Below are 14,915 nucleotides of genomic sequence, written 5' to 3'. Positions count from 1 at the left end.
CCTTCAGTGTAGCGGCTCTCACTTTAGTTCCGCTCGCTAAGTTACTGCCCCACCCCGCTAGCGCTAGGCCACGATAGCCCACGTCACCACGAAGATGAGGATGATGACAACGACAGTGACCGTGATGATAAGAGCGTTTGAATTATCCCTCGCAGGCGGCTTGTTGTTTGCTTGCTGCGGCGTGGAACCGCGTTGGACGGTAGACCCTGGCATCGCCGGCGTAACCGGTGTGGAAGGTGACACAGTCCCTGGGGACGCCATCGGGTTCGAAGGAGCGACGAAACCAGTGGGCCTTGCCCGCTCCACGGATCCGAAGGAAGCGGCAGGTTCCGGCCAGCGTTGGGAGGGTTGAGGATGCCGGCCAAACTGGCTCGGCTGCCCAGCTCTTCCGGCATTTCGCGGTTGCTCCGGCCGTGCCGAAGGCTGCGGCGTGGGCGCTATACGCGGAGCATCGGCCGCCGGTGCCGCCACACGCTGGGCGGGGCGGGACTGGGAGACGTCGCCAAGCGCGGCAATGAAGTCCTGGGCCCGCGCATAGCGCTGCATGGGCACGCTGTTGAGTGCCTTATTCAGTACGGTCTGTACTTCCGACACAACTCGGCTTGTGTCCCCTGCCAGGAATTCGGCGAAGGCATCACTGGACAGATCCGGGATGCGCCGCTGCCCTTCCCACTCGCTGCGCGGCATCGTGTCCTTAAGATGATGCAGCGTAAGCATCTCGAAGGCGATAAGGGCCAAGGAATAGTCGTCCGCGCGCGCCGACATATCATCATCGCCATAAGCATTACCGTTATTTTCCGGGGCCAAGTATTTCTCAGTTCCCACAATGTGGCCGATTTTGGTCAGCCGAGACTGGCCCTCCTCAATGCTGATTCCGAAATCACTCAGCACAGCCGGTGGCAAGCTGCCGGGGTTCTTACGCAATAGAATATTGGCGGGCTTGATGTCCCGATGCACCCACCCAGGGTGCAGCTCATGGTGCATATAATCCAGCGCCGAGGCAATCGGTTTGAGGTAATACACAACCTCCGCCACGCTAAATCCCCGGCCCTGGTGGGCCCGCTCACGGATAGCATGCCCCAAGGTTTTGCCGTCGATGAAGGCCATGACCATCACGTCATCGCCGCGCGGGGTGGACTCCTTGGAATAAAACTGGACTACCCCTGGGTGGCTACCGATCTTCGTGAGCGCCTTCATTTCATTGTGGAAACGGGCGCGGGAGGCTTCATCACGGACGTCATCCAACAGCACCTTGACGGCGAGCTCACGGGAAAGGTCCGGATCCGTGGCATGAAAGACCTGCCCCATGCCGCCTTCACCCAACAGGTACACGTTGGTGTAGCGCTTCTGCTGGGTCAGCCATTGCACGAAGTAGGAATTAGTCACTGCCCCATTGGACCATATGCACTGGGCAGCATGATGTTGCCATGTCCCATCGCCCCCAAATGGAGGGTACTTAAGCGCGGTTCCGTCCGGTGTTGCCAAGCCGGTTATGCTACGTGTTGTTCTCTACCGTTTTCCAAGGACCCTATGACGACCCCAGGATTTGGCACTAACCATCACGAGCATAAGCCCCCTACACCGGTGTCGGGCCAGTCTCGGCAGCCTCAATCGGAGCAGCGCAACCTCGTTCCGATCATCTGCGCGATCGCAATTCTCATTGCGCTGGTGATTGCAGGCCTCGTTATCTGGTACGACGCCCGCTCCACCAGCCAACAAACGTCCAGCACCAGCGAAAACTCGGAGCAGACAGCCCCTCAGGAGGAGGCTGCCTCCCCGGAGGAGACTGCTGCGCAGAAAGATGAAGAAACGGACGAGGCAGAAGCACCGAGCGAGCAGGCTCCGGGAACTTCAGTGAGCGCCGGGGCTGCCGACGTCCCCGAGGGACTCACTGCCGCCGGTTGGTCCGATTATCCTGAGGCACGCTGCCAACAGGGGGAGGATATGATCTTCGCTGCCCATGGCACCGATCCCGATTCCCACATTGTGGTCTGTGAGAAACAGGACTCCCTCTTTTACCGCGGTGTTTGGTCCAGCGGCGCTGCCTTTGGCCCGGCGCGTGGTGAAGGGGATTCCTTCAGCGCCACGATTCTTGATCCAACCAGCGGGAAAGACACCGGCTCCGTGCTGAACATTCGCGGCACGGACTATGACATCGACGGCGAGGCCGGCGAATTCGAGGACTATTGGCCGCGCTAGCGCCTTTACATCGCTCGTGCTTCTTAAACAGCGCCCTGCTGGCATCGCGCATCGGGCCACTCGACCTCTGCCGTGGCCAGCTGTTTGACCACGCGGCTCAGCATCTGCTGTGCTTCGCCATAATCGCCGGAAGGCGCTGCGGCATAGATCGCCACTGCCACCGTGTGCCCGCCTAGCGTGATTAATCCCATCTGGCGGGCTTCATAAGATCCGTCCTCGGCCGGCCCCCAGCCGCCTTTCATCACCGCGCCTTCTAAAGCCCGAAGACCATAATTCTGCGCGGGATCCGGCTGTCCCATGGCTGCAAGGATCGGATCCGCGCCTTCGTGGCACCCCAGCGCGGCGATGAATTCTGCTTGCTCAGACACCGACCACTGTGTTTGGCCGAAGGCGCTAAAACCGGGGCGCGGTGGCGTAGCGGGGACCTCAGTTGTGCCAATGATGGCCTGGGTGGCTTGTGCGGCTTGTTCTCCCCCGCCGAGGGCCTCCCAGAGAGAATCGGCCGCGGCGTTATCGGAATAGGTGATCGCCCGGGATACGGTATCGGGATCCGCCACCCCGGCGCGTTCGGCGGCGATGGCCAACGGGACTTTCACGGTGGACCACGCAGGCAGCGGGCCGGTGTTGCCAGCCGCTGCGACGGTTCCTGAGCCGGCCACCGCGATCCCGGTACCGGGGTTATCTGCAGCGATGGCGTCGACAGCTTCCTGAAGGTCGGTAGCATTAATCACGGTTGGTTCCTTGTCGAGGGCTGAATCAGCGGCGGGTCCATCAGATACCTCTGCCCCGGAATCAGGCAGCGTGGGCTGTGGGCTGCTCGCCGGAGTGCTGGACTCAGGTGTGGAGACATCACCAATGGTGCAGGCGCTTAGCGACGCCCCCGCAATCCCCACCAGCGCTGCTAGTACTGCCATCCTACGCCGCGGCTGTGCAGGGCTGTGACGTCGCATTGCTACCTGTTTCATTGTTGACCGCCTGAGCATTAGAGGATGAGCACAACCGCGTTGTTTCCACCGGTACAGGTGACAAATTCACCGTTGTCGGAACAATCCATGGTGTAGGTAATCTCGGTGACTGGGCTGTAGGCCTTAATGGTGGCATCAAACTCGTGGGTTTCCACGTAGTGCTTGACGTACTCATCGCGCACAACGTTGGCGAAGGATTCCGTCGTTACCACTGTTCCACGGTAGACACTGTTGAAGTTGCCACCCGGTTCGTTGTTGCGCGCGGCGTCGTTCGCCGGAATCGCCCCCTCCGGCAAGTCCGGGTACTCGGGGCGCTTGTGAGACTGCGAGGTCGTCGTGGGCTGTTCTGTCGTTTCTTCAGAGTTCTCCTCGCTCCCCGCGCTCTCTGCGTCTTCCTGTGCACTCTCATTCTGCTCGGTGAGTTGCGCGGTGGTCAGGGGCGAGCCGGCTTGAGAATGTGAGTCGGCATGTTTGAAGAAAAAAATGTAGGCCAGCGCGGCCATAACGAGGACGACCGCCAGGATCAGCACGGCGATAAGCACAAACTTGCCGGAGTTGGAGGAGCTGCCACGTCCGCTGCTCTCCTGAGAATAGCCAGCGGGGTACCCTGCTGGCTGCTGGTCATACTGTCCGCTACCGTCCTGCGGCACCTGCTGGGACGCGAAGTGCTGCGTCTGGAACTGCTGTTGCTGGCCGTACTGGCCTGATGCACCGGAGGCGGCAAAAGGGTTCGAGTAATTGCGCTCGCCGGAGTGCGCATAACTCTGATTGTTTCCCGTGTTCTGCGGGTAGCTCTGGGGCGGCAGGGGACGCTGTTGCGTTGGCGGCGCTTCAAAGTCCGCGGTTTCCGGGTGGGTATCTTTACGGGAAGGCTGCGGCTGGCCGCTATTTCCCTGCGGGTACTGTGCGCCGAATCCATGGTTGCGATCTGAGTCAGTCACCGAAGCCTCCGTAGATCTAGACGTTCTGGTTATGCCGTATAGGCGTTTTCTATCTTTCTTATCTTTGCACAGCTACCACGATTGCGGTGAGGTTCGTGCATCGTGCTTCATTCACGACGCCGTGTTTCCACGACTTTTCTGATTCTGATGGGGAGTATTCCCACGAGTTTGCATCTCTGTCCGCGCGGACAGCGGTAGAGGGTTTAGATTATTAGAGGTATCTCAATGCTCTATCTCCCCTGTGCACGGAAAGGTTGTTATTCTCCCAGCCATGACGTTTCCTACCGGCCCTTCGGGCACTCCGCCACGCAATTCCGGTTCCTCCGGCTTCGGTTCACCCGCTCCGGGGTTTGGCCACCCCGGCGCCCCCGGCGGTGCTAACGGCCCACACCAGTCCGGCCCGGGCGGTTCTCCGAGCGGGTTCGGCAACACTCCGCCGTTTGGTGGGCAATCTGCTAGCCCCAGCTCACAGCCTTTCGGCGGGAGCGCTCCAACTCCGCCGAGTCCACCTCAACCCACCACGTACACCGCTCCACAACCGCCGAAGGGCACAGGTCGTTTCAGCGGTGCCATCGCCGCGCTGATTGCTCTGCTCGTCATCCTCGCGGTCATTCTCGGCGTCGGTGCATGGTTTATCTGGGGACGCGAGTCGTCCGGCTCAAGCCACACCGCTGCATCCTCCGAACCGACCTCAACAGCTACGCTTCCGGGAACTCCTCTTGCCACCAGCGGCCGTATCGATACTGACCTGGAGGCTGACGGCGTGGTCATTGCCCGCACCTTCTTCCCGGATTCCTATGTCTCGCGCTCCGGCAGCACTAACATCGCTGATGTGCAGCTGGCCGAAGGCCATAGCCAACTCAACGCGGTCTTTGGTTTCAGCGATGACCGGGAGAATACTGATGTTGCCAGCGCCACCGTTACCGTCAACGGAGCTGACGGTGCTGAGCTGGCTTCCTTCGAGGTCCCGGCAGAGGAGGCTCTCGAGATGCCCATCAACATCGCAGACCACCAAGCCCTGCGCTTTACTTTTACGTATAAGGACGCCAACGGCAATCCTGCGGACAACACTGGCTTCGCGGTGGCTTCCCTCCACGCGCAGTAGCGCATGCCGTCGGCCCCTCGCGCGGTAGCGCCAAAGCTGCCCTAGTTGCCAAAGTTATAGCCTCTGACTGCAGTGGCGGCGCATAACTTCGTCGTTTAGGGCAGTTGCTGCCCTCTAGGGAAAGCTGCCATATATACGAAAGCCGCCTCCTTCCCCGCGCGGCGAAACAGCAACGGCGAAGAGAGACGGCTGCGCGCTGCCTACGGCAGCGGGCTATCCAGGATTTAGTGGAAGAAGTGGCGGGTTCCAGTGAAGTACATGGTCACCCCTGCCTTCTTAGCGGCCTCGATGACTTCCTCATCGCGGATGGAACCACCTGGCTGCACCACGGCCTTCACGCCGGCTTCAAGGAGAACCTCCAGGCCATCGGCAAACGGGAAGAAAGCATCGGAAGCAGCGAAGGAACCTTCGGCGCGGTTGGCGCCGTCGGCCAGCGTGTTAGCACGCTCCACCGCGAGCTTGGCGGAATCGACGCGGTTGACCTGGCCCATACCGACACCCACGGTGGCGTTGTCCTTGGCCAGCAGGATGGCGTTGGACTTCACCGCGCGCACGGAACGCCAAGCGAATTCGAGCTGCGCCAAGTCGGACTCGTTCAACGCCTCACCCGCAGCCAGCGTCCAATTGGCCGGGTTATCGCCCTCTGCCTGGTAGGTATCCGGCTCTTGGGTGAGCATGCCACCGGAGATGTACTTAACTTCCTCCTTGGGCGCTTCATGCTCTGCCTGCAGCACGCGCAGGTTCTTCTTGGCTTTGAGAACTTCGATGGCGCCCTCCTCGTAAGACGGAGCCACAATGACCTCAGTGAAGATCTCCTTGACCTGCTCGGCCATCTCGACGGTGACCTCGCGGTTCACCGCGATGACTCCGCCGAAGGCAGACATTGGATCGCAGGCGTGTGCTGCGCGGTGGGCAGCCGCGATGGACTCCTCAGACACCGCGATGCCGCACGGGTTGGCGTGCTTGATGATGGCCACGCACGGGCGCTCATGATCCCAGGCAGCGCGCCAGGCGGCGTCAGCATCCTGGTAGTTGTTGTAGCTCATCTCCTTGCCGTTGAACTGCTTCGCATTGGCCAAACCAGTGGTACCGATGCGGGTCACGGTCGCGGACTGGTGGGAATTCTCGCCGTAGCGCAGCGGAGTGGTCACGTCACCGTCGCTGAGCTGATCGACGAACCATGCGGACACCGCGGCGTCGTAATCAGCGGTGTGCAGGAAGGCATCGCGGGCGAGGCCGCGACGCTCTTCCAAGGTGAAGCCACCGTTGGCCACAGCGTCAGCCACATCACCGTAGCGGGCTGGATCCACGACGACTGCGACGGACGGATGATTCTTCGCGGCAGCGCGCACCATGGATGGACCACCGATATCGATCTGCTCCACGCAGCCATCAAAGTCCGCGCCGGAAGCCACAGTCTCGCGGAAGGGGTACAGGTTGACTACGACGAGCTGGAAGGGCTCTACCTCCAGCTCCTCCAATTGCTTCAGGTGGTCCTCCTTGCGGGTATCCGCGAGGATTCCTGCATGCACGCGCGGGTGCAGGGTCTTTACGCGGCCTTCGAGGCACTCCGGGAAGCCGGTGAGCTTCTCGACGGGCGTGACATCAATGCCCAAGTCCGCGATCTTCTTCGCGGTGGAACCGGTGGAAACGATCTCCACGCCAGCGTTATCAAGTGCCCGGGCAAGGTCTTCCAGACCGGTCTTGTCATAAACGCTAATTAGCGCGCGCTTGATGTTCTTAGGATCTTCGCTCATGGTACGGGGACTTAAGCCTTCCTTGCGGTAATGAGATAGTTAGAGCTGAATGCTGAGCGTCTCGCCCTCCACGCGCATCGCGCGGAGAACATCGACGATAAGTTCTCTTTCGACCACTTTGATGCGCTCGTGCAAACTGGCTTCATCATCCTCTGGCAGGACCCGGACGGGTTCCTGGGCAATGATGGAGCCGGTATCGACACCAGCATCAACGAAATGGACAGTCGAGCCTGTGACTTTGGCGCCATAAGCCAGCGCATCGCGCACGCCATGCGCGCCTTTGAAGGCAGGCAAGAGCGCAGGGTGAGTATTGATGGTGCGACCTTCGAAGCGATCCAGAAAATCCTTACCCAGGATCTTCATAAAACCTGCGGAAACAACAACGTCTGGTTGCGCAGTATCCACTGCGGCAACCAGACGCTTATTCCAATCGGTGCGGTCAGCACCCATCTCTACGACCTCGGTGGCAATTCCCGCCGCCTGCGCGCGCTCAATGCCTTGGCAAGGCACGTCCGCGATGACTTTCACGACGCTGTAGTGCTCATCCTGGCCATCCAAGATAGCCTGCAATAAAGAGCCGGTTCCAGAAACCAGAACCACGACGTTGAGGCGGGCAGTAGCAGCGGGCTGATGCGGTGTAGTCACGCGCTACAGCCTAGCCGCTACCGCTGCGAACCGGGGAATTTTCACTCTTTAACGGAACCTTCAGGCTCTTCGCTCTCCTCTGTTTCTGGAGCGCGCTCCGCATCGCCGTCTTCATCCGCTACTGCTTCGTCCTCGACTTCAGCTTGGGTGTCGACGTCAACATCGCCCGTTTCCACGATTTCTGCATCACTCACATCAGCCTCAGGCACAGCCTCCGTCTCAGCGTCAGCCTCTACTTCGGGATCGGCTTCCTCCGTGTCAGTCTTCGCCTCGACATCAGCCTCGTCCTCGGTGTCGGCGTCTATGTCGGTGTCTATGTCGGTATCGACACCGATGTCGTCGTCAAGCGCTGCCTGTTCCTGCTCGTGCTCTTCCTGAGCGGCGCTGGTGGAGTCCTCAGTGACCTCCTCAACGTCCTCAGCTGCAGCCGAAGCTTCCGGCTCAGTAACCGGGGCGGTGGCGCGGCGCGCACGCCACGCCGTCACTGCCTGTGCGGCGGCAAAAGCACATCCCACGACGAGGCACCACAGGGAGCTCAAGCCCACTGCGGTCCAGACCTCAGGGCCTGTGTATCCATACACTCCCAACGTTCCGGAAACACCGTAGATTGCCACGAGGGCGGTCACTGCCACCGTGATGGTTGCAACGAGCACGACCTGGAAAGACACCAGGGCGCGGCGACGAGCAAATGCCGCCACGGCTGCGATTGCTGGGACCACCAACAACACCGCGAACCAAGGGCTAATGGAAGGCGGAACCGCGGCGGCCAAAGGTAGCGGAGGAAGCGGAACTACATGGCCGCTAAAGAGGCTCACACTGGTTCCCTCACCAATGTGCATCTCCGAGCCGCTCAGCACTGCGCCGGCTGCCACCGCGGCGTTGGGCAGGTACACAATGCTTACTAGAAACAGGCCGATTGTTCCCAGCGCATTGAGCACCGGATAGCTGGCAAGCATCTCGGCCTGGCGCGACCAACCGAATCCCCACAGAACCACCACGAGGACGAGCCCAGCCGCAACCAGGTATCCGAGGTAGCTCAGGCCGATGCGGGCGGCGTCGACGAACACGCGCGGAATGCCGCTGCGCTTGGCCAAGGCCTTCCACAAGCGAGGCCCCATGCCACCAATTAGGGCAACCGCATGAAGCAGAAGCATGCGGGGAAGAACGCGATAGAGCTCCGGAGGAGAAACATCATAGACTTTCCCGGCATCCCACAACATCAACCACGCAATGAAAGTCAGGACGAGTGGCACCACCAGCACGCAGGCGCTCAAGACAAGCAGGTCGTTGATGCTCACCCTATCCTTCACCGCCGCGCGCACACGGCGACCCACCAACCAGGCCAAGAGCAGTGCAGGTAGGGCTGGAACGAAGCCCACATCAATTCCACCAGCGCGGATAGGCGCAAGGTTGAACACCATCCAAGCCTCCCCGACGATGGTGTTCAGCCACGCCGACGGGGAGCTGGTGAGAAGAAGTGCTGCGATGGCGACCACCAGGATGCCGAGGACAACAACGAGGTGCGGAACACCGACGACGATGAGCATGCGACGGATGCGCCCGCGCAGTGTTGTTGGGGCCTGTGCGCGGCGGGCACGTGCCTTGTCTGACTCGATTCCTTTAATACGCTGCGCAGGATCCCGGCGATCCCGCCGGTGCCCGCGCTCAGAGTGCTCAGCACCATCACCGCGTCCACGCACGTGCGCGCGTGGACGGGCAGACGACCTAGACTGGGGACTCGTGTTCTTATTCATCGGCGTCCACTTTGCCACGGGCACCTCCCCCACCGGGGGTGGCGCGACGAGGTCTGATTTAAAAGGTCGCGCACACCCCCGAACGGATACTCTTTATCAGCTATATCCTTAGCTGCATCCGCCCATGAGAACTACCCACGCGCACATCGCTACCGGAGATCGAAAGCACCGCCAGGGATTCACTTCATTCACAGGAATCAGCTACCGCATCAAAACAAGCAAATCTTTCGACGTATCAAGAAGAAAACCGCAATCCGGGTTGCTCCGCTCTCGCCGAGACGCTACTGTTACATCTCGTTGGTAACAGGAAGGTCACAATCGGATAACCAACCAGGTTTAGATGTAACGATTGTTCTGGCTGGACGATAGTGAATTAGGACGGAAGTAGAGTTCATGCGAAGCAAGACTCAGCGAAGCGCAGGTCGCCACCGCAAGATCACCACCTCGCAGACCACGAAAGGGCGCTTGGCGGTAATGACCGTCGCCGCAGGCGCCGTATCCACCGCAGGTGTTGGCGGCGCCGCAGCCGGCACCATTCAATCCGCTGGCACTGGTGAGACCAAGGCACAGTCCATCGACTACACCTTGCAGGCAGATACCGATCCGCTCAAGGACGCACAGGCCGCCGTTGAGGATGCCGCACCACAGATCCTCTCCATCGCTGAAACCAAGCCGGTCGCTGACCTGGCTACCCAGCTCGACAAGGCCATTCAGGCCGCCGATGCGCGCGCAGCTGCTGACGAAGCCAACCGTGCACCGTCCGTTGCTCGCCCGGCAGAAGGTACTTTCACCTCTGGCTTCGGCCCCCGCTGGGGCTCCTTCCACTCCGGCATCGACATTGCCAATGCCGTAGGCACCCCAATCCTCTCCGTTATGGACGGCACCGTCATCGATTCCGGCCCGGCTTCCGGCTACGGCCAGTGGATCCGCATCAAGCACGATGACGGCTCCATGAGCGTCTACGGACACATGCAGACCCTCGACGTCGCTGTGGGCGAGCGCGTCCACGCCGGCCAGAAGATCGCCGGCATGGGCTCTTTGGGCTTCTCCACCGGCTCCCACCTGCACTTTGAAATTCACCCCACCGGTGAGGGCGCTGTGGACCCGATTCCGTGGCTTGCAGAGCGCGGCGTCAACATTTCTTAAGCCCTACCCAACCTAGCCTTCCAACAACTTTTAGGCGGCATAGAGCACTTTTGCTCTGTGCCGCTTTTTGCATCTCAACCACCCCACCCTTGCCTTCGAGCACGCTCCACCACCTACTCCACACCGGACAAGCGGGCGGGGGTACTGAAAGATTCCTTTCCCGAAAACTCTTGACCACCCCAAAGGTTACCCGGTAACTTACCGGGTATGTACCGATCGTATTCTCCCTCTTTCCTCCGCGCAGGAGGTGACCATGTCCGTCAAACACTCCGTGCTTGCTCTGCTGAGTGAAGAACCCGCCACAGCTAGCCACATAAAAACGCGCTTTGCCGAGACCTTCGACAACCTCTGGCCGCTCAACATGGGTCAAGTTGCCCAGACCTTAAGCCGCTTGGAACGCGATGGCCTTATCGCCACCGACGGTGAGCTCACCGGCCCCACCGGGCGCCGCGCCACCAGCTATGCCATAACCCCAACTGGCCGCGAAGAGCTCTCACAGTGGTGGATGTCCACCCTGCACAACGACGCCATCGAGCGCGATGAACTCGTACTCAAAGTGTCGCTTGCAGCGCGACGCTCCGACGTCGACGTCATTGCCGTGCTCGACGCCCAGCGCTTTGCCACCGTCCGCCAGCTGCGTGAGCTCAACCACCAAGCCTCGGAACTGCCCGCAGAGCGCAGCGCCCAGCGCTTGGCTGTTGAGCGCCAAATCTTCGACCTGGAATCTCTCTCACGCTGGCTCGACCGCGTGGAATCCCTAGCCAATCCAACCGCCACCGAGGAGGCCCCGCGATGACCCCCGACTCTATCCCCACGTCCCAGCACATGCCTTTCCCGCTCGAACTCGAGAACATCACCTGCGTCTTCGGTAGCGGCGCCCGCCAGGTCACCGCCCTGGATTCCGTCAACCTGCAGCTGAAACCGGGTGAACTCGTCGCGGTCATGGGCCCTTCTGGTTCCGGCAAGTCCACGCTGCTCAACGTCGCGGGGCTGTTACAGCCACCGACGTCGGGACGCGTGCTTCTCGACGGTGCCGATGCATCCCAGCTCTCCAAAGCCAAGGCCGCCATCGCCCGCCGCCGCCACTTGGGGCTCGTGTTTCAGCACTTCAACCTGGTGTCTTCCCTCACCGTGGGCGAGAACGTGTCCCTCCCCCTTGAGCTGGACGGGCTCTCGCCTGCGCAATGCCGAGAAGCTGCAGAGGAAGCGCTCAGTGAGGTCGGTCTCGACGGCACCATCGACCGCTTCCCGGAAGAAATCTCCGGTGGCCAAGCCCAGCGCGTGGCGATTGCCCGCGCGCTCATTGGACCGCGCAAGGTGCTTTTGGCGGATGAGCCTACCGGTGCCTTGGATACCTCAACGGGTGAGGAGATCATGAAGGTTTTGCGCGCACGTATCGACGCCGGCGCCTCAGGCATACTGGTCACTCACGAGCCGCGTTTCGCCGGCTGGGCTGACCGTGTTGTCATGGTTCGCGACGGGCGCCTCACCGGCGAGGAGGTGCGTTAGTATGTCCGGCATTAATGCCGCCACCCGCCCGACGAGGCGCGATCTCAAGCTTCATCCATGGCGCACTTTGGCTGCCGTGATGCTCATTGCGCTACCGGTGGCCCTTGTCATCGGAATGGCACTCTTTGATAATTCCTCTGGTCGGCTCTCCGCGGCCTTGAGCGCACCCGAGCGAACCCTGCAGATCAGCGCCGAACACCCGGAGATTAGTTATGAAGACGTGCCAGGTCTGGCTGCCGACGTGCTTCCTGGAGGCCTCAGCGTCAGCCCGGTCACCGCTTTTTCTAGCACGTCACTAATCCATAATGGGAAGTCAGCCAGCTCCTGGGTAGATCAATTCGACGCAGAGAATCCGCCGGAGCCCGCACAGGAGGCCGTCGATAAGTTCAATCTTGGCCCCAACCAGGCAGTTCTATCGCGCTCTACCGCACACAAGCTCGACGCCTCCGTTGGAGACGTCATCACCGTGCGCACCAGTGCTCTGAGCGGCGACCACCAAGTCACGGTCGCGGCTATTGCTCCCGAAAACTATGACTTTGTCACCTCCCCCACCCTCAATGACGCTCTCAGCGACCCGTCCTTTCAGATAAACACCTCCTGGGTCATCGTGGGTGATACAACGCTGACCAAAGAGGATGCCGACCGCGCCCATGAGGCCGGGCTGGAAATCTGGGCACCGGAGCTGCGAGATACGGACCGACCCGATTCTGAGTCGGATTCCTTTGGCGGAATCCTGAGCAGCATTCTTTTCGTGCTCTTCTTCTTCGGCCTCTACGCCATCGCCGGATTGCTCATCCTTTTCCTTCTCGCGCCCGTCTTCACGCTGGCTACCGGACGCAATACGCGCCTGTACGCGCTGATGTCGAGCCAGGGTGCATTACCACGCCACATCATGTTCGCAGTGATGGCCTATGGCCTGCTGATGGGACTAATCGGCGCCACCATCGGTGCAATCGTTGGCCTAACGGTCTCGTGGGTATGGTGGACAGCCCGCTATCCGGACTTTGCTGCACGCCCGCCCTTCCTAGCGATTGCTCTCGCGTGGCTCGTGGCGGTGGCAGGCTGTGTCATTGTCTCCATCGTTCCCGCGTGGTTGGCGCAACGTGGCGCCCTGTCCACAGCAATTCAAGGCGCCGCCCCCGACCGCCTCCTGCGCTTCAGGCGGTGGATGGCCATCGGCCCAGCATTCTTGCTTCTGCTCGTGCTCTTCAGCTTCAGCCCATGGGGCGGGTATATCCCCACGGTGCTAGCTCTCTTCGGAGTCATCGCGGTCGCCGCGTCTGCCCCCGCTTTGGTCTTCCTATGTTCCCTGCTATCTCGTCGCGGCCCCCTCGCGTTGCGTCTGGCTGGACGCGGCCTGACCCGGCGCAGCATGCACGCCTTGCCGACGTCCATCGCTCTCGTCTCAGTTGCCTTCGTCGCCTCCCTGTTTGGCGTGGGCATCATGACGGATAGCGCAAAGTCCACTGCCGAAGAAAAACTCGTCATGCCACCTACTTCTGCGCTGATCGAGGAGACGACCTTTGACCAACCAGCGCAGGTTTCTACGCCAGAAGAACGCGCGGCGATAGAGGCAATCCAGCAGACCACCACCGCCCGCTCCTATCCCTTCTATGCTTTCCCCTCGTGGACGACGTCTTTCAGCCTTCCGGAGGATGACACTTTTTACGAGCTCACCACCGAATTTGATTACCAGTGCGAGCAGGTCGATTTCAGCAAGCCGGTTGAGAGGGCAGTCTTCGTGGATAATCAGGGGCGGCGCACCGATGATTCCGAAGAGGCTCGCCAGGAGTGTGCGCACGAGTTGATGACGTCATTTCCTTATAATCCGTTGATCTATCAAAGCAGGATGGTTCAAACCGATTCTTCCCAGCTTGAGCTCTGGCAATTCGACTCGGAGGAAGATCGCCGCGCGGCGGCACAGACGTTGGATGCCGGCGGCATCGTGCTCCCCCACAGCAGCCACGTCGGCAATAACACGCGCGGCACGGTGACCGTAAAAACCTACAACCGCATTGACAGCCCAGAACCGAGCGAAACGCAGGAGGCTGATCTGCCGGTTGTGGAGGCACTGCCTACCGCGGCCCGCGATGTGGTCTTGATTAGCCAGCAGGCAGCAGAGAAGCTGAACATGGAGCCCTTCTACGTGGGCCAAGCCCTCGCGTTCGACGAACCACCGAGCGAGTCAGAGCGCGAAGAGCTGCGAGACCTGACAGCGAGCGCTTCGCAGTCGCAATACTCGCTAAGCTTCGCAGTCTCTACTCCCGAAAGTTTCCGCTACTACCTAGGCCTCGGAATGGGGATCGTCTGCCTCATCGTGCTGACGCTCATCATTGCCAACGCAGCGAGCAGCATGCGCCAGGAAAGCACCGTGCTGCAATCCATCGGCGCCCACCCTTCACTGATGGCCAAGGTAGCGGCGTGGCAGACCTGGATGCTGGCCACCGTAAGCATGTTTTTCGGCGTGATTGCCGGTCATCTCGGCACGTACTTCTTTGCCGATAGTTCTGGATTCGTTTTCTCGACGCCACCTTATGGTCTGCGCCCGCAGGACTACTTCACCCCGGATTGGTGGCAATTCCTCGCCGTGCTTATCGTGCCGCTTCTGGCCGCCGCACTGGCGGCTGCGGTCAATCGCAGCGACAAGACGGGACCGCTGACCGCACGGGATCGCAGCGAATCACGTTCGCTGACATAGCCCTCGTGGCCCACCGTTCCCCGACCGAGCCTTCGGCCGGGGAACAACTCTTTTCACACCCCCCAACCCCTACCCCCATTCTTTAAACCTCTACTTTACCCCTGTAACAATTTTCACTTCTTTCACACATGTAACACGCTGGGCTGTTCGATAGTTTTTCGAACAATCCCTGTATTTACCTGCATTTTTAGACGTT

At 60.6% G+C, this 14,915-nt stretch carries 12 protein-coding genes; 6 read left to right on the top strand and 6 right to left on the bottom strand.

Going from position 1 to position 14,915, the window contains the following annotated elements:
* Positions 1-63: 63 nt before the first annotated feature.
* Positions 64-1,386, bottom strand: coding sequence for a serine/threonine protein kinase (locus tag HMPREF2943_RS02160; protein ID WP_070710672.1), 1,323 nt, complete (start codon positions 1,384-1,386; stop codon positions 64-66).
* 144 nt (positions 1,387-1,530) lie between these two features.
* Between HMPREF2943_RS02160 and HMPREF2943_RS02155 the strand changes: the two genes are divergently transcribed.
* Entirely contained in the window at positions 1,531-2,199 is a 669-nt protein-coding gene (locus tag HMPREF2943_RS02155; protein WP_070646108.1) for a hypothetical protein, read from the top strand.
* A gap of 23 nt (positions 2,200-2,222) precedes the next feature.
* On the opposite strand, the gene HMPREF2943_RS02150 is transcribed toward HMPREF2943_RS02155, so the two are convergent.
* Together HMPREF2943_RS02150 and HMPREF2943_RS02145 are read right to left on the bottom strand one after the other, a co-directional pair.
* Positions 2,223-3,113, bottom strand: coding sequence for a serine hydrolase (locus tag HMPREF2943_RS02150; protein WP_070710671.1), 891 nt, complete (start codon positions 3,111-3,113; stop codon positions 2,223-2,225).
* A gap of 68 nt (positions 3,114-3,181) precedes the next feature.
* Positions 3,182-4,105: a hypothetical protein gene (locus HMPREF2943_RS02145; RefSeq protein ID WP_070710670.1), complete on the bottom strand. Its 924-nt coding sequence runs from the start codon at positions 4,103-4,105 to the stop codon at positions 3,182-3,184.
* A gap of 271 nt (positions 4,106-4,376) precedes the next feature.
* On the opposite strand from HMPREF2943_RS02145, the gene HMPREF2943_RS02140 reads away from it, so the two are divergent.
* Entirely contained in the window at positions 4,377-5,210 is an 834-nt protein-coding gene (locus tag HMPREF2943_RS02140) for a flagellar basal body-associated FliL family protein (protein WP_070710669.1), read from the top strand.
* A 224-nt stretch (positions 5,211-5,434) separates the two neighbouring features.
* Here HMPREF2943_RS02140 and purH read toward each other — a convergent pair whose 3' ends face one another.
* The 3 genes from purH to HMPREF2943_RS02125 are packed head-to-tail and all read right to left on the bottom strand — an operon-like array spanning position 5,435 to position 9,312.
* The gene (gene purH / locus HMPREF2943_RS02135; RefSeq protein ID WP_010187644.1) at positions 5,435-6,967 is read right to left on the bottom strand and encodes a bifunctional phosphoribosylaminoimidazolecarboxamide formyltransferase/IMP cyclohydrolase; all 1,533 of its coding nucleotides are present in this window, start codon (positions 6,965-6,967) and stop codon (positions 5,435-5,437) included.
* Positions 6,968-7,006: 39 nt separating this feature from the next.
* A complete protein-coding gene (gene purN / locus HMPREF2943_RS02130) occupies positions 7,007-7,612 on the bottom strand; it encodes a phosphoribosylglycinamide formyltransferase (protein ID WP_010187645.1) in 606 nt (201 codons plus the stop codon).
* Positions 7,613-7,653: 41 nt separating this feature from the next.
* Complete coding sequence (locus HMPREF2943_RS02125; protein WP_246817248.1) at positions 7,654-9,312, bottom strand: cell division protein PerM; 1,659 nt, start codon at positions 9,310-9,312, stop codon at positions 7,654-7,656.
* A gap of 447 nt (positions 9,313-9,759) precedes the next feature.
* Between HMPREF2943_RS02125 and HMPREF2943_RS02120 the strand changes: the two genes are divergently transcribed.
* The 4 genes from HMPREF2943_RS02120 (at position 9,760) to HMPREF2943_RS02105 (ending at position 14,719) form a co-directional block, all read left to right on the top strand.
* Positions 9,760-10,512 (top strand): M23 family metallopeptidase, encoded by a 753-nt coding sequence (locus HMPREF2943_RS02120; RefSeq protein ID WP_010187647.1) that lies wholly within the window; start codon positions 9,760-9,762, stop codon positions 10,510-10,512.
* A 253-nt stretch (positions 10,513-10,765) separates the two neighbouring features.
* On the top strand, positions 10,766-11,308 hold the full coding sequence (locus HMPREF2943_RS02115) for a helix-turn-helix transcriptional regulator (protein ID WP_070710667.1): 543 nt from the start codon (positions 10,766-10,768) through the stop codon (positions 11,306-11,308).
* Positions 11,305-12,021 carry an ABC transporter ATP-binding protein gene (locus HMPREF2943_RS02110; protein WP_070447267.1) on the top strand — a complete coding sequence of 239 codons (717 nt, stop codon included), beginning with the start codon at positions 11,305-11,307 and terminating at the stop codon, positions 12,019-12,021. The genes HMPREF2943_RS02115 and HMPREF2943_RS02110 overlap by 4 nt, the downstream gene beginning before the upstream one ends.
* Position 12,022: 1 nt before the next feature.
* Positions 12,023-14,719 (top strand): FtsX-like permease family protein, encoded by a 2,697-nt coding sequence (locus tag HMPREF2943_RS02105; protein WP_070710666.1) that lies wholly within the window; start codon positions 12,023-12,025, stop codon positions 14,717-14,719.
* Positions 14,720-14,915 lie beyond the last annotated feature (196 nt).

The sequence above is a fragment of the Corynebacterium sp. HMSC072D12 genome, assembly GCF_001813925.1.
GTDB classification, from domain to species: domain Bacteria; phylum Actinomycetota; class Actinomycetes; order Mycobacteriales; family Mycobacteriaceae; genus Corynebacterium; species Corynebacterium aurimucosum.
This window is presented reverse-complemented; position numbering and strand designations above follow the sequence as displayed.